The 22,907-nt window shown below is 53.4% G+C and carries 19 protein-coding genes; 5 read left to right on the top strand and 14 right to left on the bottom strand.

Going from position 1 to position 22,907, the window contains the following annotated elements:
* Positions 1-1,734 (bottom strand): acetolactate synthase 3 large subunit, encoded by a 1,734-nt coding sequence (locus QWI16_RS01395; RefSeq protein ID WP_302710928.1) that lies wholly within the window; start codon positions 1,732-1,734, stop codon positions 1-3.
* Positions 1,735-2,163: 429 nt separating this feature from the next.
* On the opposite strand from QWI16_RS01395, the gene QWI16_RS01390 reads away from it, so the two are divergent.
* Positions 2,164-2,601 (top strand): DUF4124 domain-containing protein, encoded by a 438-nt coding sequence (locus QWI16_RS01390; RefSeq protein WP_302710927.1) that lies wholly within the window; start codon positions 2,164-2,166, stop codon positions 2,599-2,601.
* 98 nt (positions 2,602-2,699) lie between these two features.
* Here QWI16_RS01390 and clpB read toward each other — a convergent pair whose 3' ends face one another.
* From clpB to rluD, 3 genes are all read right to left on the bottom strand, one after another.
* The gene (clpB, locus tag QWI16_RS01385) at positions 2,700-5,348 is read right to left on the bottom strand and encodes an ATP-dependent chaperone ClpB (protein WP_302710926.1); all 2,649 of its coding nucleotides are present in this window, start codon (positions 5,346-5,348) and stop codon (positions 2,700-2,702) included.
* Between the two features lie 146 nt (positions 5,349-5,494).
* Positions 5,495-6,259, bottom strand: coding sequence for a peptidoglycan editing factor PgeF (gene pgeF / locus QWI16_RS01380; RefSeq protein ID WP_302710925.1), 765 nt, complete (start codon positions 6,257-6,259; stop codon positions 5,495-5,497).
* Entirely contained in the window at positions 6,252-7,205 is a 954-nt protein-coding gene (rluD, locus tag QWI16_RS01375; RefSeq protein WP_302710924.1) for a 23S rRNA pseudouridine(1911/1915/1917) synthase RluD, read from the bottom strand. Before rluD ends, pgeF begins: the two co-directional genes overlap by 8 nt.
* A gap of 102 nt (positions 7,206-7,307) precedes the next feature.
* On the opposite strand from rluD, the gene QWI16_RS01370 reads away from it, so the two are divergent.
* Positions 7,308-8,210 (top strand): outer membrane protein assembly factor BamD, encoded by a 903-nt coding sequence (locus QWI16_RS01370; RefSeq protein WP_302710923.1) that lies wholly within the window; start codon positions 7,308-7,310, stop codon positions 8,208-8,210.
* Positions 8,211-8,259: 49 nt separating this feature from the next.
* Here the strand turns inward: QWI16_RS01370 and QWI16_RS01365 are convergent, their stop codons facing one another.
* Complete coding sequence (locus QWI16_RS01365) at positions 8,260-9,888, bottom strand: NAD+ synthase (RefSeq protein WP_302710922.1); 1,629 nt, start codon at positions 9,886-9,888, stop codon at positions 8,260-8,262.
* A 142-nt stretch (positions 9,889-10,030) separates the two neighbouring features.
* Between QWI16_RS01365 and QWI16_RS01360 the strand changes: the two genes are divergently transcribed.
* Together QWI16_RS01360 and QWI16_RS01355 are read left to right on the top strand one after the other, a co-directional pair.
* Positions 10,031-11,638 (top strand): sensor histidine kinase, encoded by a 1,608-nt coding sequence (locus tag QWI16_RS01360; protein WP_302710921.1) that lies wholly within the window; start codon positions 10,031-10,033, stop codon positions 11,636-11,638.
* Complete coding sequence (locus QWI16_RS01355; RefSeq protein ID WP_302710920.1) at positions 11,635-13,017, top strand: sigma-54-dependent transcriptional regulator; 1,383 nt, start codon at positions 11,635-11,637, stop codon at positions 13,015-13,017. Before QWI16_RS01360 ends, QWI16_RS01355 begins: the two co-directional genes overlap by 4 nt.
* A 59-nt stretch (positions 13,018-13,076) precedes the next feature.
* Here QWI16_RS01355 and QWI16_RS01350 read toward each other — a convergent pair whose 3' ends face one another.
* From QWI16_RS01350 to QWI16_RS01325, 6 genes are read right to left on the bottom strand one after another with little or no spacing between them, the layout of a single operon-like run.
* Positions 13,077-13,472, bottom strand: a complete 396-nt coding sequence (locus QWI16_RS01350) for a type IV pilin protein (protein WP_302710919.1) — start codon at positions 13,470-13,472, stop codon at positions 13,077-13,079.
* 14 nt (positions 13,473-13,486) lie between these two features.
* Positions 13,487-17,719, bottom strand: a complete 4,233-nt coding sequence (locus tag QWI16_RS01345; RefSeq protein ID WP_302710918.1) for a pilus assembly protein — start codon at positions 17,717-17,719, stop codon at positions 13,487-13,489.
* A gap of 36 nt (positions 17,720-17,755) precedes the next feature.
* Positions 17,756-18,280, bottom strand: coding sequence for a pilus assembly PilX family protein (locus tag QWI16_RS01340; protein ID WP_302710917.1), 525 nt, complete (start codon positions 18,278-18,280; stop codon positions 17,756-17,758).
* 10 nt (positions 18,281-18,290) lie between these two features.
* On the bottom strand, positions 18,291-19,322 hold the full coding sequence (locus tag QWI16_RS01335) for a PilW family protein (protein ID WP_302710916.1): 1,032 nt from the start codon (positions 19,320-19,322) through the stop codon (positions 18,291-18,293).
* Positions 19,323-19,325: 3 nt separating this feature from the next.
* A complete protein-coding gene (gene pilV, locus QWI16_RS01330) occupies positions 19,326-19,730 on the bottom strand; it encodes a type IV pilus modification protein PilV (protein WP_302710915.1) in 405 nt (134 codons plus the stop codon).
* Positions 19,730-20,302, bottom strand: a complete 573-nt coding sequence (locus QWI16_RS01325; protein ID WP_302710914.1) for a GspH/FimT family pseudopilin — start codon at positions 20,300-20,302, stop codon at positions 19,730-19,732. The genes pilV and QWI16_RS01325 overlap by 1 nt, the downstream gene beginning before the upstream one ends.
* Positions 20,303-20,438: 136 nt before the next feature.
* On the opposite strand from QWI16_RS01325, the gene QWI16_RS01320 reads away from it, so the two are divergent.
* Positions 20,439-20,984 carry a GspH/FimT family pseudopilin gene (locus tag QWI16_RS01320; protein WP_302710913.1) on the top strand — a complete coding sequence of 182 codons (546 nt, stop codon included), beginning with the start codon at positions 20,439-20,441 and terminating at the stop codon, positions 20,982-20,984.
* Here the strand turns inward: QWI16_RS01320 and ispH are convergent.
* Genes ispH through lspA form a run of 3 tightly spaced genes read right to left on the bottom strand, consistent with a single transcriptional unit; the run spans position 20,976 to position 22,898 of the window.
* Positions 20,976-21,908 (bottom strand): 4-hydroxy-3-methylbut-2-enyl diphosphate reductase, encoded by a 933-nt coding sequence (gene ispH, locus QWI16_RS01315; protein WP_302710912.1) that lies wholly within the window; start codon positions 21,906-21,908, stop codon positions 20,976-20,978. The two genes, QWI16_RS01320 and ispH, sit on opposite strands and share 9 nt — an antisense overlap.
* Positions 21,909-21,943: 35 nt before the next feature.
* Positions 21,944-22,393, bottom strand: coding sequence for an FKBP-type peptidyl-prolyl cis-trans isomerase (locus QWI16_RS01310; RefSeq protein WP_302710911.1), 450 nt, complete (start codon positions 22,391-22,393; stop codon positions 21,944-21,946).
* Positions 22,386-22,898 (bottom strand): signal peptidase II, encoded by a 513-nt coding sequence (gene lspA, locus QWI16_RS01305; RefSeq protein ID WP_302710910.1) that lies wholly within the window; start codon positions 22,896-22,898, stop codon positions 22,386-22,388. The genes QWI16_RS01310 and lspA overlap by 8 nt, the downstream gene beginning before the upstream one ends.
* Between the last annotated feature and the right edge of the window lie 9 nt (positions 22,899-22,907).

Here is a 22,907-nt window from a genome sequence, read left to right as displayed (position 1 = left end):
TCAGGTGCGCTCCGTCTTACTCAACCACATATCGCGCATGGAGGCGCCGGCAATCTGCATGGGGTACACATGCTCTGTGCTATCCACATAAATATCCATAAAGACCACCCGGTCTTTCAACGCAAAGCACTCCTCCATTTTAGCCTTGAGCTCTTCTTTCTTGGTTACCCGCATACCAACATGTCCGTAGGACTCAGCCAACTTCACAAAGTCCGGCAGCGAATCCTCATACAAACTCTCGGAGTAGCGGCTGTCGTACTGCATATCCTGCCACTGCTTCACCATGCCCAGCGCCTGATTGTTCAGGCAAATGATTTTGATAGGCAGGTGGTACTGGGTGCAGGTGGACAGCTCCTGAATGCACATTTGTATGCTGCCCTCACCAGTCACGCAGACAACAACAGCGTCCCGGTCGGCCATTTGCGCACCCATGGCCGCCGGCAAGCCAAAGCCCATGGTGCCCAGGCCACCTGAGTTGATCCAGCGACGCGGCTTGTCGAACAGATAGTACTGAGCGGTAAACATCTGGTGCTGACCCACGTCGGATGTCACATAAGCATCGCCCTTGGTCACCTCGTGCAACACTTTGATCACATCCTGAGGCATGATCTTTTCGCCCGAGGTGTTGTAGCGCGGCGCCGTATAAAGGCCGTGACCATCGCGCCACTCCTCAATCTGCTCCCACCAGTTTTTGATGGCCGAAGCATCCGGGCTCTGATCGGCCTCGAGCACCAGCGCCATCATTTCACTCAACACACTGTCCACCGCGCCAACAATCGGAATGTCCGCGGTCACTGTTTTGGAAATGGACGCGGGGTCTACATCCACATGGATGATTTTGGCGTTGGGGCAGAACTTGTTGACCGCGTTGGTCACGCGATCGTCAAAGCGCGCACCAATCGCCAGAATAGCATCGGCATGGTGCATGGCCATATTGGCCTCGTAGGTGCCGTGCATCCCCAACATTCCTAAAAACTGGCGATCCGAGCCCGGGTAAGCCCCCAAGCCCATCAGGGTGTTGGTCACCGGGTAATTGAGTTTGCGCGCAAGCTCAGTCAGCAGCTCAGAGCCATTGCCCTGAATCACACCGCCACCGGCGTAGATAACCGGCCGCTTGGCCTCCAGCAGCAGCTGCACCGCTTTCTTGATCTGGCCCGCATGGCCGCGGGTCGCCGGCGTATAGGAGCGAATTTTGACCTTTTCCGGGTATTCATAGGGAAAGGTGTCGAACGGGCTGGTGATATCCTTGGGAATGTCGATCACCACGGGGCCCGGACGGCCAGTCGCCGCAATGTAATAGGCCTTTTTCACCACCTCGGGAATATCCCGCGCATCGCGCACCATAAAGCTGTGCTTCACAATCGGCCGCGAAATACCGACCATATCGGTTTCCTGAAAGGCGTCTTCGCCGATGCGCTCAGAGACCACCTGACCAGAGATCACCACCATCGGGATGGAGTCCATGTAGGCGGTGGCAATGCCGGTGACCGCATTGGTGGCACCGGGGCCGGAGGTCACAAGAACCGTACCGACCTGGCCGGTCGCGCGCGAATAGGCATCCGCCGCGTGAGTCGCGGCCTGCTCATGACGCACCAAAATGTGCTTTACGTCTTTTTGCCGGAAAATAGCGTCGTATATGTGCAACGCAGCGCCGCCGGGATAGCCGAAAACGTATTCAACGCCTTCGTCCCGCAGCGCGCGAATCAGCATATCGCCGCCTGATAGCATTTCCACGTCATTTCCCCTTTTACTACTGCTTGACTTGATCGATTGCGCCCTACTATACCAGAGCAGGCAACGATTCCGTTGCGCCCGGATAAGCAGAGCGATTGATATTCAGGGTTCCCCAAGTTACGCGCTTGTAGCGATTGCGGTCTCTTGGGCAGGCGGCATCGGTGGATGCGCCTACGCGGTGCGGATGGTTCAACAAGCGGGTGACTTGCTGGCGTAGTATAAGGCGCCGAGGTTGTCGGCGAAATCTACGAGCCATCTAGCGAGATCGTGTATTGTCGCAAGATACGCCCTAAAGTCAAGATTTGGCACTATTTTTCAAGCTTTTCGCGGTTGGTTGGTGAATGGATATCACAAATACTGCGCCAAACTTCGCCAGCGCCATCAATTAGCGTTATAGTGGCCTGACGACGATTAAATGGGATGAATAACATGCGTAAACTCGATTGGCGCGCGGGACTGGCTGCCGGGTTACTGGCTGTGACCACCAGCCTGCCCATGCAAGCGGCGGACACTGTGTACAAATGGGTTGGCGAGGACGGCACCACCCACTACGGCACCCGCCCTCCCAACGGCGTTGACAGCACGGCGATCAAACCCAAAACCGGGCACAGCGAACCGGTAGACTACTCCCACCTCTCAGGCACGGAGGAGCAAGAGCAAACCGATCGGGATGAATCCAGCGCAGAGGAGGAGGCATCGACCAAAGACCCTGAGCGCTGCGAAGCGGCCCGCAAGAACAAAGAAATTCTGGGGCGCGGCGGACGCGTGCGGGAGGCAACTGACGATGGCAGCTTCCGCTACCTGAGTGAAGAAGAAAAGGCCAAGCGCCTGGAAGATGCGCAAAAAGCGATTGACGAGTCCTGCTAAACGCTTATTGCAGCACCCACTAAAGAAGGCCGCCAACCCTTGGCGGCCTTTTGCGTTCAAGCTAGGCTACCGGCCGGTAGCGCGCACAGAAAGCAGCATCAATGGACAGATCGGGGCTTGAAGACGATTTTCTCGCCCTGCAAGCTTGCCTCTATCACATCACCCGGCGCGAACTTGCCTGCCAATATTTCCTGAGCCAGAGGGTTCTCAATGGCTTGCTGAATGGCCCGCTTGAGGGGTCTGGCACCGTATACCGGGTCATAGCCTGCCTCTGCCAGTTTGTCCATAACATCGTCACCGAGATCCAAGCCCATTTCCTTGTCAGCCAACCGCTTGGCCAGCTGAGCGATCTGGATATTGGTGATGCCGCGAATTTGGTTTTTCGCCAGCGGGTGAAACACCACCGCCTCGTCCACCCGGTTAATAAACTCTGGACGAAAGTGCTGGCTAACCACCTCCATGACGGCCGCCTTCATAGCGGCATAGCGGTTTTCATTATTGGTGGAATCGGACAAGTCTCCAGCGCTGTCAAAACTCACGGTATCGAATGACTTGTCTTCCGCCAAGTCCTGAATGCGATCCGACCCAAGGTTGGATGTCATGACCACTACCGTGTTGCGAAAATCCACCGTGCGGCCCTGTCCATCGGTCAGGCGCCCGTCGTCCAACACCTGCAGGAGAATATTGAACACATCCGGGTGCGCCTTTTCGATTTCATCCAGCAATAGTACGGAATAGGGGCGACGGCGAACAGCTTCCGTCAGGTAGCCACCCTCTTCATACCCCACATAACCGGGCGGAGCACCAATCAACCGGGCAACCGAGTGTTTCTCCATAAACTCGGACATATCGATGCGTACCATCGCGTCTTCGGTATCAAACAAAAAGGCGGCCAGCGCTTTGCAAAGCTCTGTTTTACCCACCCCCGTAGGACCCAAAAACAGGAAGGAGCCGTTAGGCCGATTGGCATCGGACAGGCCCGCCCGCGAGCGACGCACAGCGTTGGAAACGGCGGTGACCGCTTCGTCTTGGCCGATCACCCGGGCGTGCAGCGCCGACTCCATTTGCAGTAGTTTTTCGCGTTCACCCTCAAGCATTTTGGCCACGGGAATCCCCGTCCATTTGGATACCACTTCGGCGATTTCTTCGTCGCCAACGCGGTTGCGCAACAGCTTCATTTCCATCATGTCGACCTGGCTGGCCATGTCCAGCTGCTTTTCCAAGTCGGGGATAATTCCGTACTGCAGCTCCGACATACGTCCAAGATCACCAGCGCGGCGGGCGGCATCGAGATCAAGGCGAGCCTGCTCAAGGTTGCTTTTAATTTCCTGAGAGCCGTGCAGTGCAGCTTTCTCACTGCGCCATATTTCCTCAAGCTCGGCATACTTGCGCTCAAGCTCATCAATGTCTGTTTCAATTTTTTCCAAACGCTTGCGGCTTGGCTCGTCTTCGTCTTTCTTAACCGCCTCACGCTCGATTTTCAGCTGAATCAAACGGCGCTCGAGACGGTCCATCTCCTCCGGCTTGGAGTCGATTTCCATACGAATCCGGCTGGCCGCCTCATCGATCAAGTCAATGGCTTTATCGGGCAGTTGCCGGTCGGTGATGTAACGCTGCGACAGTTTTGCCGCCGCAATAATCGCCGAGTCGGTGATATCCACACCGTGGTGAAGCTCGTAGCGCTCCTTCAGGCCGCGCAAAATGGCAATGGTGTCAGCTTCGGAAGGCTCATCCACCAGAACCTTTTGAAACCGCCGCTCCAGCGCGGCGTCTTTTTCGATAAACTGGCGATACTCGTCCAAGGTGGTCGCCCCAACGCAGTGAAGCTCGCCGCGGGCCAGAGCAGGCTTTAACATGTTGCCCGCATCCAGGGCGCCTTCGGCCTTGCCGGCGCCGACCATGGTATGCAGCTCATCGACAAACAGGATGATGCGCCCCTCCTGTTTAGCCAGTTCATTGAGCACGGATTTGAGACGCTCCTCAAAGTCCCCACGAAACTTAGCCCCGGCCAGCAGCGACCCCAAATCCAGCGATAAAAGGCGTTTGTTTTTCAGCCCTTCGGGAACCTCGCCGTTGACGATGCGCTGGGCCAAACCCTCTACGATGGCCGTTTTACCCACGCCCGGTTCACCGATCAGTACCGGGTTGTTCTTGGTGCGGCGCTGCAACACCTGGACCGTGCGCCGAATCTCGTCGTCCCGGCCAATGACCGGGTCGAGCTTGCCAGCCTCGGCCCTGGCGGTCAGGTCCACCGTAAACCGCTCAAGAGCCTGGCGGTTGCCTTCGGCATCGGCGTCGTTCACAGTCTCACCGCCGCGCACGGCTTCTACCGCTTGCTTCAAGCGTTCGGTGTTACCAAACTGCATCAACAGCTTGCCGAGTTCGCTGTCTTTGTCCGCCATGGCCGACAACAACAGGGATTCACTGGAGACAAACTTGTCTCCAGCCTTTTGCGCGTAGCGGTCCGCGAGATTCAACAGGCGCGCCAGATCTTGCGACATACGCACATCACCCGATGGGTTTTGCACGCGAGCCAGGCGATCCAGCGACTTATTCAGTTCATTGCGCAAGCCCTTTACATCAAAACCGGCTTGCGACAGCAGGGGCTGGACGGTGCCGCCCTGCTGATCTAAGAGTGCCAGCATCACATGCACCGGCTCCAACTGGGTGTGATCTCGCCCCACCGCCATCGACTGGGCATCCGACAAGGCCAGTTGCAGCTGATTGGTTAAACGGTCAATTCGCATTTTGTGCTCCTCGCGATTCGGGACAACCCCGAGTATCCGTAAACAGTGTATGGCTTAAGTAATAGGGGCAGCTTGCGGGAAATCAAGTAAACTGAGGCGACGAGCACCAACGAGCGCTGCCCATAGAAAGCTGGCGCAGAGCCTACTCAGCGCCGCCAGATGACACTGGCCATGCGACCGGTATTTTTTCCGTCTCGCCGGTAGGAATAGAAGCGCTGCTGGTCCTCGTAAGTGCACCAACCGCCTCCGTAGACGCGGCTAACGCCGGAGGCGCTCAGCGAGGCTCGGGCAAGGGCGTAGAGGTCGGCGTAGAAGTGCAATGGCCGTTTCGCCGGACGCATGGCGGCGGCGATTGCGTCGGTGTTACTGTCGTTTTTGGCATGTTTGAAAAAGGCCTCGAGCACATCCACACCCACCTCGAACCGCTGCGGCCCTATGGCCGGCCCCAGCCAAGCCATTAGAGAGGATGCGGAGGCCGAAAATCGGTCAATGGCTCGGGGCAAAATGCCTCGGGCGAGAGAGCGCCAGCCGGCATGGATCGCGGCCACTTCTTTGCCGGCCAGATCACACACCAAGACCGGCAAACAATCTGCCGTCAGTACAGCGCAGGGAAGTTTTGCGGCGTCTGTGTAGCAAGCATCGGCGGTGCGAACCAGCCCATCGGACTTGGCCCGCACCACCTTGACGCCATGAATTTGCTCCAGCCACTGAGGCGTCGTTCCCCAATCACATAAGTCCGCCAATTGCTGTCGATTGCGCGCAACGCGCTCGGGGTTATCTCCCACATGCAGGGCCAGATTGTTGCTGGCAAAAGGTGCCTCGCTGAAACCGCCTATGCGGGTGGTGCAGAGGGCGCCGACACTGGCCGGGGCAGGCCAATCGGGTAGCAAAATCGAGTCCGGGTTATTCATCCGCCTGCTCCAGAGCCGTTAATAGCTGAGTCATGTCTTCCGGCAGCGGCACCTGCCAGCTCAAAGACTGACCCGAGGCGGGATGGAGCAGCCCCAGACTGGCAGCGTGGAGTGCCTGACGGGAAAACGCCCTCAGAGTCGCTGCCAAAGTCTCGCTGATACCCGCGGGCTTGCGAAAGCGGCCACTGTAGAGCGGATCACCCACCAACGGGTGGTGAATGTGGGCCATATGGACGCGAATTTGGTGAGTGCGGCCCGTCTCCAGCTTGAGTCGCAGGTGTGTGTGATGGCGAAAATGGCGCAGTACTCTGAAGTGAGTAATCGCTTCCTTCCCACCTACCGGCAATACCGCCATTTGCTTGCGTTGCTTGGGGTGGCGACCAATGGGGGCATCCACCTTGCCACCGCCGGTAAATGTGCCCACAGCCACTGCTTCATACTCGCGACTGACGCTGCGCTCTTGCAGCTGACCAACCAAATTATGATGGGCCGGCAGTGTCTTTGCCACCACCATCAGGCCGGTGGTGTCTTTATCCAGGCGGTGAACGATGCCAGCGCGTGGCAGGGCCGCCAACTCCGGGCGATGATGCAATAGCGCGTTGACGAGGGTACCCGAATAGTTCCCCGCCGCTGGGTGGACTACAAAGCCGGCGGGTTTGTTAATCACCAGAATGTGGTCGTCCTCATGGATAATATCCAGTGCGATGTCTTCTGCCTGCCAACTATCGTCGGAGGTCAGCTGGGCCTGCAAGTTAAGCTGCTCGCCGCCGACGAGTTTGTCCTTGGGCTTGCCGCCAGCGCCATCTATGGTCAAGCACCCGTCTTTGATCCACTCCTTAAGCCGCTCGCGTGAGTAGTCGGGGAACAAGCTAGCCGCCACCTGGTCAAAGCGCCGCCCCCGATACTCGGCGGGCACCTGTGCGGCAAGGGTAATGGTATGACTCATACCGATCTCTCTTCTGGCGCGGGGAGCCGCTTTGGCTTGGCCCCCGACTGTGTTTAAATAGCGGGCTTGGCGAAATGATAACGAATTGTGAGTTATAACCCTATGCGAGCTGTTGTTTTTTTCCTATTCGGAGCCCTTTTGGCTCTGGCCGCCGGCTGTTCATCCAATGGCGAGCGCCAGGATTTTACCTCGGAGGCCGATCTGTATGAGCGGGCTCAGAGCCAGCTCAATCGCAGCAATTGGGAGAGCGCCATTCGCTCGCTGCAACTTCTGGAAGAGCATTTCCCCTTTGGTAAATACGCCGAACAGGCGCAGCTGGAACTGATTTACGCCTATTATCGCTCTGGCGACCCTGATGCGGCCACGGCCTCGGCAGACCGGTTTATCCGGCTCCACCCGCAGCACCGCAACGTCGATTACGCTTACTATATGAAGGGCTTGGCAGCCTATAGCAAAGACGAAAGCTTTCTCGCAAAGATTATCCCACTCGACCAGACTCAACGAGACCCGGGCGCTGCCCGAGAATCCCTGGCCTATTTCACCCAGCTGCTGAACCGCTACCCCGAGAGCCCCTACGCGCAAGATGCCAAAAAACGCATGCTCTACCTGCGCAATCGGCTGGCACGTTATGAAATCCATGTGGCCAATTACTACTTTAAGCGCGGCGCCTACCTGGCCTCGGTGAATCGTGGCCAGTATGTGCTGGAAAACTATCAGGAGACACCCGCTGTGCCCGACGCGCTAGCCGTTATTGTGCAAGGCTATCACCTGTTGGGCATGGATGAGCTGGCCGATCGCAACCTCGCTGTGTTGCGGCTGAACTACCCGGATCATCCCGCCTTTGATAACAGCGGGGAGTTTAACTATCAGCACGGCGACATCGAAGAGCGCAGCTGGGTCAGTAGAGCCACATTTGGCTTGTTTGATAAACGCGACCCCAGAGGCTTTGACTCGCGCCGGGTCTATGATCCCCAGTACCAGGACGCACCGCGCGCTACACAATAGCGCCTTTACCGATCCAAGAAAAAGGGGCCTTTAGGCCCCTTTTTGTTAGTTATTCGCCGGGCTTCCAGCCGGAGGTGATCGGATAGCGCCTGTCCCGCCCAAAGCCACGGGTGGTAATCCTCGGCCCTATGGGGCTCTGCCGGCGCTTATACTCGTTGATATCTACAAGCCGGATAACCTTGCGCACCGCCTGTTCGTCAAAACCCTCGGCGGCTATCTGGTCGGCACTGAAATCGTGCTCGACATAGAGCGCCAAAATTTGGTCCAAAATATCGTAAGGTGGTAAGGAGTCTTCATCTTTTTGATCCGGAGCCAACTCCGCAGACGGGGGCCGGGTAATCACGGACTCCGGAATCACCGCTGAGCGCCCATTGCGGTGGCGAGCCAGGGCAAACACCAGCGTTTTCGGCACATCCTTGAGCACATCAAAGCCACCCGCCATATCGCCATAGAGGGTTGAGTAACCCACCGCCAGCTCACTTTTGTTACCCGTTGTCAGCACCAAGCTACCTTTCTTGTTGGAAATCGCCATCAGCAACACACCGCGGCAACGCGCTTGGAGGTTCTCCTCAGTCGCGTCCACCGGGAGGCCAGCAAACTCCGCCGACAATGACGCCATAAACGCCTCGTACATAGGCTCAATACTGATCGACTGATAACGCACATTGAGGCGTCTGGCCTGCTCAGCAGCGTCGTTTTTACTCAAATCGGAGGTATAGCGAAACGGCATCATCACCGCCTCGACACGCTCGGCGCCAAGGGCATCGACCGCAATCGCCAGAGTCAACGCAGAATCAATGCCACCGGAGAGCCCGAGGACGACACCGCGAAAGCCGTTTTTTTCGATGTAGTCACGCAGACCAAGCACCAGCGCCTTATAGACCGCATCCAGCCGAGATAAGGGCTCGGGCAAGTTTTTCCGCTCAACCTCCAGCTGATCACCATCGATCATCAAGGTACATGGCAAGAGCGCCTCGGAGAACCAAGGCGCTCTCTGGCAGATTTCTCCCCGCACATTGGCCACCATGGAGCCGCCATCAAACACCAGCTCGTCCTGCCCCCCCACCAAGTTGGTGTAAATGATCGGCATGCCGCCTTCGGTGCAGCGACGGGCGAGTAGCGTCTCCCGCTCAGCGGCCTTGCCTTGATGAAAGGGGGAGGCATTCAGGTTCAGCATCAACTTGGCGCCCGCCTCCCGGGCCTGCGACATGGGACCAGCTTGCCAAATATCCTCGCAAACACTTAAAGCGGTGGGCACGCCTTTCAGGTTAAAGACACAGGGGACAGCGCCGGGGGCGAAATACCGCACCTCGTCAAAGACCTGATAATTCGGCAGGTGCTGCTTGGCATACTCCGCAACCAATATTCCCTGATCAATCACACCGGCCATATTAAACACCCTGCCATTAACCACTTTGGGGTAGCCGATCACAATAGCCAAGGGAAGACAGGCCTGGCGAAGCTCATCCAGAGCCCGGTCAATACGTCGCTGTAAGCTGGGTCGCATCAGCAGGTCTTCTGGAGGGTAGCCCGTAAGCGCCAGCTCCGGAAAGACCACGGCATCCGCACTATGCTCGCTCAAAGCCTCACGAGCCACCTCCAGCACTCGGCGGGTATTGCCGGGGATATCGCCCACTAACAGGTTGACCTGAGCCATACAGATAACCAACTTGCCCATCGAAACTCCTATTGCACCGGTGAAAACAGCCGTATTTTCCGTTAAAGCGCCGCATTAAGCAAAGCCGGCGTATGCTGTACAATAATATACACGGCGCAGCGAGCTGCCGATCGTCCACTGCGATCAACCACAACATAAGCGCATGAAATCCAGACACCAGAGTACCGAACAGGGCTACGACCCCTATCAACTGCTACGAGTCTACACCTACTACCGGGTGCTGCTCGGCTGCCTGCTGCTGCTTATTCATGAAAGTAGCCTCTTAACAAACTTGGTGGGCAGTGAAAATAGCAAACTCTTTTTTTATACCTGCTGGGGTTATACGGGCACAAACTTACTGAGTCTTGTCAAGCTCTGGCGGCGGCGTGAAACCCCATCACTACGACAGCGGTTTTTTGCCATATTTTTTGATATTTGTGCCATCACCCTAATGATGTTCGCCAGCGGCGGGGCGACCAGTGGCCTGGGCTACTTGATGATCGTGTCCGTCGCCACTGCGGGCATGCTATTGCCCGCGCAACTTGCGATATTTATGGCAGCAATGGCCACTATCGCGCTAATTGGCGAGAGCGTAGTTCACCATACACTGACAGGTATAGACACCAGGTCTCTATTTGTTGCCGGATCACTGGGCGCCCTGATCTTTATCACAGCAATAACCTTTCAGTATGTCACGGGAAAGATTCGTCGCAGCACTGCCGAGCTTCAGGCTCAAGCAGAACACGTAGCACACCTGCAAAAACTCGCTCGATTAATCGTAGAGCGAATGCGCACTGGAATCATTGTGTTAAACCAACAAGATGACATTGAACTGATTAATGAAGCGGCGCAATCGTTACTAAACATCAAAGTTGGCAACAACCTTTCTTTAAGCATAAGCGACATCCCGGCTGTTTATGAGCAATTATCACAATGGCGCCATTCCCGAGACAGCAAAGCAGGAAGTACGATTATAAACACGCAGACGGGACCGACCAATGAGCTTAAGATCAGCCTCGCGAACCTCGAACTTGGAAAAGAAGAAGACACCTTAGTTTTTATTGAAGACAATCGAGCTATAGCCCAGCAGGCACAACAGTTAAAGCTGGCGTCTCTGGGTCGATTGACCGCCAGTATAGCTCACGAAATTAGAAACCCTCTGAGCGCCATTTCTCATGCCAGTCAACTATTGAGTGAATCGCCAGACATTGGCGCAGCGGATTACCGCTTAACGGATATCATTAGCACGCACACCAAGCGGGTCAATCAAATCATTGAGAACATTCTTCAGGTATCAAGAAGACGTCCCACGATCCCCTCGACCATAGAACTCAACGATTGGGTTAAGAACTTTTTAAACGAACCCGTCAATAAAGACTTAGACATTCTGCTAGCTTCTGCGCACCCATCAATATTCGCTCAATTCGATCCTTCTCAGCTACATCAAATTATCAACAATTTGGTTGACAATGCTTTCCGCTACGCAAAATCGAGCGATAGTCCACCTGTTAAGATAGAACTTGGCATCGACAGCACCAGAAAGACACCTTACCTAAAAGTTATTGACAACGGATCGGGAATCGCACCCGAAAACCAGAAGCATATTTTCGAACCTTTCTTTACCACCGAAAATAGCGGCTCAGGCCTTGGGCTCTTCATTTGCAAGGAACTCTGCGAAGCGAACCAAGCATTTATCACCTATCGCTGCGACAAAGAGAGCGCGAGCTGCTTTACTTTACACTTTGCCCACCCAGATAAGGTACAAAAATGAGCGAAAGCAAGACGGCGTTAGTGATCGACGACGAACCTGATATCCGGGAGCTCCTCGAAATCACACTTGGACGTATGCACATTGAAACCTTTAGTGTAGAAAATGTCGCCCAGGCAAAACGCCTACTCGCCGAACGAGATTTCTCTATTTGCCTTACCGATATGAAGCTGCCAGATGGCAACGGACTAGAGATTGTAGAATATATTCAGTTGCATCATCCCCGCCTGCCAGTGGCCGTCATTACCGCTCACGGCAATGTCGATATCGCTATAGACTCGATGAAAGCTGGAGCCTTCGACTTTATTTCAAAGCCGGTAGACCTCACTGCACTTAGAAAATTAGTGAATACAGCCGTGCGGGCGACGGAGCTCGAAACCACGAACAGGGAAGATAAACAACCATTGTTGACCGGTGAATCTCGAGCAATGAAGCAGCTTGTCAACAGCATTCAAAAACTGGCTCGATCACAAGCACCTGTTTACGTTAGCGGTGAATCGGGCGCAGGAAAGGAACTGGTAGCAAGGTCCATCCACAATTTGGGCCCAAGATCAAATAAACCTTTTATTGCCGTAAACTGCGGCGCCATCCCGAGGGAATTACTCGAAAGCGAACTTTTCGGCCACGTAAAAGGTAGCTTCACTGGCGCCCATCAAGACAAAGCCGGTCTATTCAGAGCTGCCGAAGGAGGAACACTTTTCTTTGATGAAGTGGCTGACCTACCGCTGGACATGCAGGTAAAACTACTAAGAGCAATTCAGGAAAAAAAAGTACGCCCTGTAGGTGCGGAGAGCGAAACTGCTACAGACGTCAGAGTCCTATGCGCGACCCATAAAAACTTGGAGAACGAGGTGTCTCGTGGTCACTTCAGGCAAGATTTGTTTTATCGGCTCAATGTCATACAGTTAAACGTACCGGCACTACGACACAGAAAAGAGGATATTTCGGCTTTGGCGTGTGAGTTATTAGAAAAAATCGCCTCTTCTGCCGGGGCCCCCACCCCAACGCTTTCTGGCAACGCTATAAGTGCACTTGAGAATTACTCTTTTCCTGGAAACGTTCGCGAATTGGAGAACATCCTCGAGCGAGCGTTTACTCTGTGCGAGCACGACACAATTCAGACGGAAGATCTACACTTACCCGACTCCGCCCCTAAGCCCCCGCCAAGCTCTCCTGTCGGAGGCGGTGGAAAAGTAGATTATTACCAAAATTGTCTGGAGCACGGCTCTATCGACGAGTACTTGGAAGAAATCGAGCGGGAAATACTTTGTAAGACGCTGGAATCCTGCCGTTGGAACAAGACCCAGGCGGCAAAAAAGCTGGGAGTTACCTTTCGATCCCTGCGCTATAGGCTTCAAAAATTAGGTCTGGATAAAGAATAAAGCCCGCCAATTGCGGGCTTTATTATTACACCAAACTCGAGCTTTTAAAGTCGAGTAACCTACCAACACCGCCCTTCCGTGTCAGGTGTGGCGCCTTTTTGCCCCAAATGGTTCAAGGTAAAACTCGCACAATCCGTATCGCCCGTTTGTGGAGACTTCACAGCTGTAGCGGTCGCCAAATAACCTGCACCACCATCCGACAACTCAATCTCAATACTATAGAACTCTTCATCTGAGTCTCTAGAGCCCAACGCGGGGCAGTCAGCATAACTGTTATTCAATGTATAACAGCGCTGCATTTCATGCGCCGCACTTGTTAACGACGCCATAGCGTCAGTGCGATTTCCACGTCGCACATGATCAACGTACGCGGGCAATGCTATGACTGCCAAAAGAGAAATAATTGCCACTACAATCACCAGCTCAACCAACGAAAACCCTTGATGCTGTTTCATACCATCCCGCCTCATCATTGTATTTGTCGCCAAGATTGGCGGCCCTCGACGACATCTGGCTCACCGGTACAGATATACTCGACCGTGCCATCACTATTTTGCTGAATGATAAACCCGCCACCACCACAGGGGGCACCATTTTCACTGGGAGGAGTCAACTTCACTATTGTATCGTTTTCGATACCGTCAGGTGGAGACTCGCCGCCACCATTTCCGCCATCTGGAACGGATGAATCGAAAGGAGAATACGCGGAATAAAGCCCTCCAACACCAATTAACGCCATAATCCAGCTGCGACCGCCGAAATCACAGGGGCTATCGGTTGGAATAACCGTAGGGAAGATCACACGATCATAAGACAGAATCGGCTTGTCGATTACCCTCTCTCCCTCTTCGGTATCAAAATCCAAATACCACCCTGCATATGTCTGCCAGTCGATTTCATCTCCATAGGGGCCATCGCCTTGATACACCTCTCTACCAGACGCCCCCTCCGAAACAATATCTTTCGTAAACAATGCAGAGTGTGCTACCGCCCCCCCTGTGTCAGCAATACCATAGAAGCTTTGCAAATCCACGTTACTCAAATCTCCTAAGGTTAAGTAGCTACCGGTACCAAAGTACACCATAGTGCCGGGCCGGCCATCACTAAATTTGCGGTAGGGGTTTATACCCAAAATTGGAGCTGAAGTTATGGGTTGGCCACTCTCGGTTTCAAAAAGCGTATAGCTGACTGACATATTCTGTAGATCAAACTTGTAGAGTTTGCCTTTCAAGTCTCCCGCATAAGCGTAGCGGGATAGAAAGCCGCCACCCACCGAGATTGAGGGCTCACTCAAGCCATTATCTCCCGCCAAGCCAGTATCTATATATCTTGGAGTATAAGTGCCGTCAAGCGGAATGATCACGAGCTGAGCTCTACCGCTTTGACTGTTGTAGCCGTTACCCGTCACGACTGCCCAACTGCCATCAGGCATAGGTGCAATAATCGGGGTACCCGTTATGTTGCCAATTTCGGGGGCGTTTCCCTCTGTGTATTCAAACAGAACATCTCCAGCATTAAAACTTCCCGGATTGGTGACATCCAGAGCGAAAATACCTTTTGCACCTGCGCCCATAGTTCCCACCAAAATTGTTCTCCAGCGGCCGCCATAATAAGCATCGCCAACAAAAATCTGGCCATCGACAGAATACTTATGCGGATTTACAGAAGAGCCATAATTTGCAGCTGTACGCCGACGAAGCTGTTCATAGACATTCGAAGGTATGTAAGCAAAACGCTCTCTACCTGTTACAGCATTGAATGCGTGCAACATTCCATCGTTAGCCCCTACAAACACTGTTTTTTCAGTTTTGCTCGCCACAAAACTCTCGTAGCTGGATGCGCCATTTGCTTGAGACATTCCAAAGCCATAGTTTTGCGCGCCGGAAAACTTAGGGTTTGAGTTAACGATATCGCCAAGCTTCTTGTCAGCTTCCCTCTCTGCAAAACCGGGGACATCTGTGCCTCTTGTCCACTGCACACGACTCTCACCAAATCCGTCTTGCTCTAACGCAGGGTCTGAACTAGCAACGCTCCCTCCCAACAAATTTCGCTGGATTGGGGACAAATTCCCCCACTGGAACTCTACCGGCGCACTCCCATTATGAGTCCATATATTACGACTTGAAGGTGTTGGCAGCTGACTTGCTGCCGACCACAGCGGAGCAGACAGCCCGCCTTCCCCCAAAGCTGCAGCAATTAAATCCCCTGTCCAACTGGTCGTATTAAAGGTAGCTTGGTAAGCAATTGAATCCGTACCCAGGCGAGTAGAATTTGTGGCGACCGCAGTGGCTGACCCTGCCCCCTCTGCAAATGCCTCTACGGCTTTGTACAAAGACGCTTCCAGCTCACGAGGATCTGTTGCAAAGAAGTATGTTTCCGGATCTCCAGCGGGAGGGACACTTACCTCATTGCCTTCTTCATCAAGAGTGTCAAAACCACCCCACTTAGCCGCGTAATATAGAGGCTGCTGAAGAGCTGATGCAGCAGAAGACTCAACACCAAATACTTGCGTCGTAGCTGCAGAGTAGCTGCTATTACAACGCCCAAAGCCATCGCGGCAGTCGCATTGATTGGCACCAGTACTACTACAGCTTAGTGCGGTCGGATCAGGGTGAGTATAAGCAAAGTGATTAATGCCAGAATGGACGTGAAAACCATCCTTATTTGTACCACTAACGACATACCCGAAGCCCATAGAATTAGGGGTTGATTGCGCAATAACACGAGTAGTCACTTCAAGCTCTTCACTATCTAACCTGTACTCAATAATGCCCCACATATCTTGGTCAAAGTCACCACCCTGTTCGCTATCCTCCCAGTTCACATAGAGTTTTCCGCGATAAATAGAGCCCGTATTGTCCTGTTCGATAATTTTGAAATCTACGATGGCGCAGTTAGCATCTGGATTGGGCGTACTATTTCTGCATGCTGGCTGGATGCTAATGGTCCTATTGGTGCTTCCTGGCACTCGCACATCAACTCGCGGAACAGCTGGGGCCAGAGCAACACCGAAGGTTTGCACGGTTTCGCGGTCAGCCCCAATTCCATTGACCCTTGCATGATACGCTAGACCAGCAATTTGATAACTTCCCCCCAATCGTGGTGCATCAGGGCATGTACCTTTGACCTCAGATAACTTCGAGACTGTTTTTGCAGTACAGAGCTGATCCTTATTCGCACCAGTCTCCCCCACAAAATAGGTGTTTCCATGAATGCCTTCAGATTGACCAACAAAATCCGTCAATGCACTCAGCGACTTTCCGTTCGCGATGTCGCCAAAGCCAGTTAGCTGATCCGAGTCGTAGGAGCTAGTAGACGCATTAAACTGCAACACAGCCAAAGGAGCACAATAATTGTCATTATTGATCGGGTCCACCCAGTTGACCTCGCCCAACCCCGAGATTCTCGTGCTATCGTCAGTTGCAAAGTTCGGCCCTTTTCCTGCTAGATAACGGAGCGATTCAAGATAAATCTCTGACTGAGGGTTACCCCAGTTAGAGCAAGCCCCGTCACTAAAGTAGGCGAGCTCCCAAGGACACTTGTCCGTAGCGTTGTACTGACCGGAACTGAAACTGTAGCGCGATATTCTCAGCGCATCCAAGGTCCCTATAACCCCCAAACTTCCATCCGGTGGGGTTTTAAATGTACCGTCCGCATTCACCTCATCTGCGATACTACCGACATTGCGCCGCAAGACCCCACCTGACTTATTCAAACTGTATGAACCTGTCATCAAACCGAAATGGATGGTATCGTCCTCTCCATACCTTTGCAGCAGCCCTATTGGCTTTAATCCTTCAGAATAACCTTTACAGTTTTCATTGTTATCCAAGTCCATGTAACTTGAGTTACACACCTCGACCTGTACTTCCAGATCATTTAGGCGTCTAGTTGATGCAACAGGGCTTGAGCTATACGCATAAATACCGGAAATAGCAGAATCATTATCGTTAGTTCCAGTGCCCCAACGACACTGCCAACCCTCATTGCTAGCCCATAGTGAGTAATTACCCCTGGCCACATGCATCATTGGGGGAGAAGTAACATTCTGCGATTCTTGATCCCGCGCTGTTCCTGTTGGATTCGTCGAGTTACAAATGGTAATACCAGTATCCGCTGTAGCAGACAAACCCGATGTGACCGAATACGGTGTCAAGCGATTTAGATCGCTGCCGTTATAATACTTAGCAAAAGCATGAGCGTCCTGAGGAAGCATGGCACGCTCTAAAATAGTTGATGTCGCCGTATCGCCACTTTCTGAGCGCTTTCCGCCATACAAAATTTTCCGCACAGCATCGACTCGCGTCATAGTGGCCCAGTTAAGGAAATTACCGCTCCACTTCCCTGAGCAATAGTGCCCACTGGCATTACCTGAAGGCCGAAAAACTTCTCCGTCATGGGTATAACACTTATTGCTATCAAAGTACCCATAGTAGTCGTAGCTATTTTTGTATGTGGTATCAGGAAAACCATCGCCATCAAGATCAGAATAGTCATCATAGGCTTTAAAAAACAGCTGATGATCATTTGACATGTTCAACATAACGATAGGTGTGACAGGACGAGCCAAAAACAGTGGTGACTGCGCAAGGTTTATTGCGTGTACCGAGTGCGCACTTCCGAGCGCAACAATGGATGCCACCACCGCCACCGCTGAACGTTTGGCCGTGGTCAGCGCTCTAATCAAACTCGTTTTGTTCATTTTCATAACTCCATGTTGCTTTCGCAAACAAATGGCTTAATTTCGGTAAGTGGATTGCAAAATAACATTCGCATCAGTGGAGCCGCCTGTCGAGTGCGAGGTCACTCGATAACGAACTTCCATACCTTTGTTGAGTAGGCTAGCCAAATCTACGGGATTGCCGTCAACTCCACTGGAATAAAACCTGACCTCTTCAACCAAATAGCGTGGACGTTCTTTGACATAATCAATATCCGCTGAATAGGTAGCCGACAGCGCGGCCCAGTTGTTATCGAAGTCTTGCCAGAAGAGGCTGCTAGACTGATCCAGAGACTCTTGAAAACCAGCCTGGTCGCCAATGGGGGGCTCTGGCACTTCTAAGGCGAACTCCGCTTCTCGCAAAGCTGCCTCAGACGCCTGAAAAGCCAGTTGTCGATCTCGCATATTACCGGCCATCTGCTCCTGCAATCCACTGCCCCTAATAGCCGAAAGCCCAAGAACCGTCATAATTAGCACCATAATCAGGCCTACGATTATTGTTGCGCCACTCTGATACTGATATCGCATTACTTGACTTCTCATAGCGCCCCCTTCACGGCAACTTACTTCTAACACCGATCGTAGTCGTAAACACTTGCCGAATTCGATTATCAGTAGCTGTAACCTCTGCTCCGGCAAACTCATAAGTCTGATTCTCGCTAGTCGCCTTGTCCTCTGGAGTTCGCACCAGCACCTCTACTCGCAACGCAACCACGTTCTTCCAGTTGGCGCCGACAGAGCCATGATCGATGTACTCGTCTGCCGCGCGATCAGCGTTGTTATCTACACCTACTGAAATGTTCAGATTTTCGACACCACGCAGCAATTCAAACGAAGGGTCACCACCGATTTTCTGATACAGCCCGGGGTTACCCTCTGCATCTTCGGCCACATAGTATGCGACGGTATTTATTTTAAAAACTTCAGCTCCCTCGCTAAATGTCTCGACTAAATTATCCGGATTCCCACCCCAGGATGTACGCGCGTTACCAGGATCGGCACCAGCCTGATGCTGCAGCTCGACCTCCGCACCCACCTCGTTGAAACCAGTAACCTGAAAAACCATCGCCTTATCACAATCGGCAACAACAACGATGTCATTTGCACAAATTCCGCTCGGGCAGTCTTCACCGGCAGGTGTGGTTAAATCTATAAATACCAATTCACTCGTGTTTGTCTGGCTAACCGAAGCAGAGTCATCGTTTGCCGTGTAAGCAACCAGAATCTGCGTACCAGCTTTTGGAGCCGGCGCCAGAGCAATATTGGGCGGAGGAGCATCATAAACCTGTAAAGGTGTGCCAAACTCAAAGGAGGAATTGAATGTATGGCCATTATTCAATGTTGTGCCGACATTCCAATCAGTGGGGTGCGCGCACCCCATATACCCAGCTTGCCGCAGGTCACGACTGATAAACTCCACCGCCAAACGGCCAGTTTCCTGCAACCGAGACAGCCCTTGCTGCGTAGTAAAAACTTCTTTGCTGGACAAAAACAGTTGCACAATCCCCGTCATCAACACCAAACCAATAGTGATTGAGATCAGCAATTCAACCAGAGACAGACCTCTTTGCTGGAACATTCTCATTTATTAGATCCTTGAAGCATAAGCAAATGATGTTCTTTCCATAGCGTCGCTCTCTTGACTTTTATTCGGCTCGTCCCAAGTCAAGGTGACAGTACACACTCGCGCCACACACTCAACGGCACCGGTACCACCGGGAAGTTGCGAAGCCAAAGCATCCACATCAGGCTGAACAACAGCGCCGTTACTTCTCAGCGCGTTATATGTCGAAGCCGTCCGCATTTGTTCAAGCACATCATAAGCAATAATGTTGGCCTGAGACCGTAGATACGCGCTGCTGTTATATTGAAGTGCTCTAGTTTGGAGTGCAGCTAGGGCCATCAGTGCGGTTGCCAATATTAGAACGGTCACCATCACTTCTATCAAAGTCACACCGGATTGATCTTTAGAGCAAGCATCACATACTTTCATTAAGGGCATTCCTCTTTATCGACATCCATCATACCCGCCACACCAATTGTAATTTGATTTCTTTTTTCACCCTGGCAGCCGGTGACATAAGCACTTAAAATCACCGGAGCGGTATTTGCCGACCCACCAATTCGGGCAAGCTGGCCTGAACTGGTATAACGCACAAAACTGACCGCACTACCATCGTTGGTCGCACTAATCACCGCTTGATCGTCAACATCATTGATATGCCTCAACACATCAGATGCCGCGCCAAGTACTGTCGCTCCGGCTCCATCTGACGCAGCACTGTCAACAAACATTAGCCAGCCGTTCGCCCAGTCCCCAGCGCAGCCCGTTCCATCAGCATTGCTGGCACACAAGCTCACCCGCCGCCCACGCTTGACCGCTTCTGCCCTAGTGGCCTGTAATACAGCCGCCAACTCCTCACCCAGTCCGTCAGATCTGCCATTAACAATGAGAGTACTAAAGTTTGGCATAGCTATTGCCATGAATATTGCTGCGACCACTAGCGTGACCATAAGCTCAATCAAGGTAAAGCCCTTGTTTTTTCCAGGGTCATCTGAATTCAACTAGCGGCACTCCTGTATTTATGATTTGACGAAACTCTGACCAATTACTAGCCTCTTAAAGCTACCACAGTGAACGGACAAGCGCTGTCCAAGACTGACATACGGTCTTCGCCAAAGAGTAAACGGACTTAGCACAATGAAATGGACGCCACCCATAAAACCCTCTGGATTCACACTCCTCGAGCTGCTCGTTACTATAGCTGTTGCGGCTATTCTTATGGCTATTGCCTTGCCTGCATTTGACCGACTTGTAAGAGATATGCGAACTGAATCGGCCGCTTGGAGTATTTTCAATGCAACTCAAGCGGCTAGGTCTTATGCCGTGAAATCCAACATGCGAGTTACCATGCTCGCCAATCCTACCTGGAGAAGGGGGTGGCAGATCTTTTATGATGAAAATCACAACGGATTGTATGATGAGCAGGAGAGGCTAATCCAAACACAGGGCGAACTGCATGAGTCGATAGAAGTAAAAGGCAATAGACCGGTTGAAGACTACATTTCGTACTTAGGAACCGGGGAAAGCCGCTGGGCCAGCGGTGAACGCGAAGGCGCCTTTCAAGCGGGCACGCTAACGGTCTGCCCCGCCGATGAAGGACCTGGCTTTGCGCTGGTGCTCTCGCGCGGAGGCAGACTGAGAACCGAGAAGCTCAACAACGAAGAGTGCTCCACCTCAACGTAACTCTTTCGGGAGAGAGAAACGGACGTTTTCGGGGATGCCCTCCACCTCTTCTGAGCCCTGCGCGCCCCGGCTGACCAAATGCTCAATCACCTGCTGAACCAGAGTCTCCGGTGCAGACGCCCCCGCGGTAATGCCAACCTGGCGCTTACCGGCCAACCAGCCCTCTTGTATTTGCTCCGGCGAATCCACCAGATAAGCCTGGGCGCCGCAGCGCTCGGCCAGCTCGCGCAGGCGATTAGAGTTTGAGCTGTTGGGCGAACCCACCACCAGCACCAAGTCGCACTCAAGCGCCAACTGGCGCACGGCGTCCTGACGATTAGTGGTGGCGTAACAAATGTCGTCTTTGCGCGGCCCCTGGATATCGGGGAACTTGTCCCTCAGAGCTTCAATGATTCTGGCCGTGTCGTCCATAGAGAGCGTCGTCTGGGTCACATAGGCCAACTCCGAAGGCTCGCGCACCTCAAGCGTGGCAACGTCCGCCTCGCTCTCTACCAGATAAATCCGCCCGCCGTTGCTGTCATCGTACTGCCCCATGGTGCCTTCCACCTCGGGGTGTCCCTCGTGGCCTATGAGAATGCACTCGCGCCCCTCGCGCGAGTAGCGGGTCACCTCCATATGCACTTTGGTCACCAGCGGACAGGTGGCATCAAAAACCTTGAGATGGCGTCTTTCAGCCTCGTTGCGCACCGCCTGGGAGACCCCGTGTGCGCTGAAAATCACAATGACATCGTCCGGGACTTCGCTGAGCTCCTCAACGAATACGGCGCCTCGGTCGCGCAACCCATCCACCACATAGCGGTTGTGAACGACCTCGTGGCGCACATAGATGGGAGAACCGAAAACGTCCAACGCCCGGTTAACAATGTCGATGGCTCGATCCACCCCGGCACAAAAGCCCCGGGGATTGGCCAGTTTGATTTGCATAACGCTCTCTTTGGGTCTCGCCGACAAGGCAGTGCTCAGTGCACCTGCGCCGGCTCAATTTGCACAATCGCCACTTTAAACAGGATATCACGCCCGGCCAGCGGGTGATTAAAATCAATGGTTACCTGCTCGTCGTTAAAGTCCACGACAACCCCGGGCAGCTCGGTATTCTGGGCATCGGCGAACGACAGCATCAACCCCTCGCTGAGCTCAATGCCCGGATCGAACTCTTCGCGCTCAACCAACTGCACGTTATTAGGGTTGTGCGCCCCGAAACCCGCTTCGGGCGGTATCACAAACTCTTCGCTGGCACCCTCCTGCAGACCAAACAGTGCCTGCTCAAACCCTTTGAGCATCTGCCCGTCCCCCACAGTAAATGTGGCGGGGGCGCCATCAAAGTTAGAGTCCACCAGCTCGCCATCTGTTAGCGATAGAGAAAAGTGCAGGGTCACCGTGGTGCCCGGCCCAACTGTCAACTCACGCATTGTTTCGCTCCCGGGAGTCGCCGTCTTTTTCATCCTGAAAGAAAAGCATATGCACAATCATCAAAAAGGCGCCGAAGCAAATCGCCGAATCCGCCAGGTTGAAGGCGGGAAAATAGCTGCCTTTATAGTGCACCGAAATAAAGTCCACCACGTAGCCGAGGGTCACCCGATCGTAGAGGTTGCCCAGCGCACCCCCCAGGACAAAGCCCAACGCCGCAGACTCCAGCCAGCGCTCGCGGCCGATGCGGTACAACCAGACACTAATGGCGATGCTCATACCCACGGCAATGGCGGTAAAGAACCAGCGCTGCCAGCCACCGGCATCGCTTAAAAAGCTAAAGGCGGCGCCGTGGTTGTGCAATAAGGTCAAATCGAAAAACCAGGTCACTTCCACCGGCTGGCCGTACTGCAAATGCGCCACGGCAGCGACCTTGCTCCACTGATCGAGCACGATGACCACCAGCGCCAAGAAATACCACACCCACGGGTGTAACAATCGTTTCACAGGGTACCT

Source organism: Gilvimarinus algae, assembly GCF_030518215.1.
Classification (GTDB): Bacteria; Pseudomonadota; Gammaproteobacteria; order Pseudomonadales; family Cellvibrionaceae; genus Gilvimarinus; species Gilvimarinus algae.
The sequence above is the reverse complement of the archived record's forward strand: the minus strand, read 5'-3'. Positions and strand labels throughout refer to the sequence as shown.

Excerpts from the sequence above, each read along its gene's own strand:
- QWI16_RS01350 (WP_302710919.1), bottom strand. The coding sequence starts at position 13,472 with ATGAAACAGCATCAAGGGTTTTCGTTGGTTGAGCTGGTGATTGTAGTG.
- ispH (WP_302710912.1), bottom strand. The coding sequence starts at position 21,908 with ATGCAAATCAAACTGGCCAATCCCCGGGGCTTTTGTGCCGGGGTGGAT.
- QWI16_RS01310 (WP_302710911.1), bottom strand. The coding sequence starts at position 22,393 with ATGCGTGAGTTGACAGTTGGGCCGGGCACCACGGTGACCCTGCACTTT.
- QWI16_RS01390 (WP_302710927.1), top strand. The coding sequence starts at position 2,164 with ATGCGTAAACTCGATTGGCGCGCGGGACTGGCTGCCGGGTTACTGGCT.
- QWI16_RS01360 (WP_302710921.1), top strand. The coding sequence starts at position 10,031 with ATGAAATCCAGACACCAGAGTACCGAACAGGGCTACGACCCCTATCAA.
- QWI16_RS01340 (WP_302710917.1), bottom strand. The coding sequence starts at position 18,280 with ATGAGAAGTCAAGTAATGCGATATCAGTATCAGAGTGGCGCAACAATA.
- QWI16_RS01365 (WP_302710922.1), bottom strand. The coding sequence starts at position 9,888 with ATGGGCAAGTTGGTTATCTGTATGGCTCAGGTCAACCTGTTAGTGGGC.
- QWI16_RS01320 (WP_302710913.1), top strand. The coding sequence starts at position 20,439 with ATGAAATGGACGCCACCCATAAAACCCTCTGGATTCACACTCCTCGAG.
- pgeF (WP_302710925.1), bottom strand. The coding sequence starts at position 6,259 with ATGAATAACCCGGACTCGATTTTGCTACCCGATTGGCCTGCCCCGGCC.
- QWI16_RS01345 (WP_302710918.1), bottom strand. The coding sequence starts at position 17,719 with ATGAACAAAACGAGTTTGATTAGAGCGCTGACCACGGCCAAACGTTCA.
- pilV (WP_302710915.1), bottom strand. The coding sequence starts at position 19,730 with ATGAAAGTATGTGATGCTTGCTCTAAAGATCAATCCGGTGTGACTTTG.
- QWI16_RS01355 (WP_302710920.1), top strand. The coding sequence starts at position 11,635 with ATGAGCGAAAGCAAGACGGCGTTAGTGATCGACGACGAACCTGATATC.
- clpB (WP_302710926.1), bottom strand. The coding sequence starts at position 5,348 with ATGCGAATTGACCGTTTAACCAATCAGCTGCAACTGGCCTTGTCGGAT.
- QWI16_RS01370 (WP_302710923.1), top strand. The coding sequence starts at position 7,308 with ATGCGAGCTGTTGTTTTTTTCCTATTCGGAGCCCTTTTGGCTCTGGCC.
- QWI16_RS01335 (WP_302710916.1), bottom strand. The coding sequence starts at position 19,322 with ATGAGAATGTTCCAGCAAAGAGGTCTGTCTCTGGTTGAATTGCTGATC.
- rluD (WP_302710924.1), bottom strand. The coding sequence starts at position 7,205 with ATGAGTCATACCATTACCCTTGCCGCACAGGTGCCCGCCGAGTATCGG.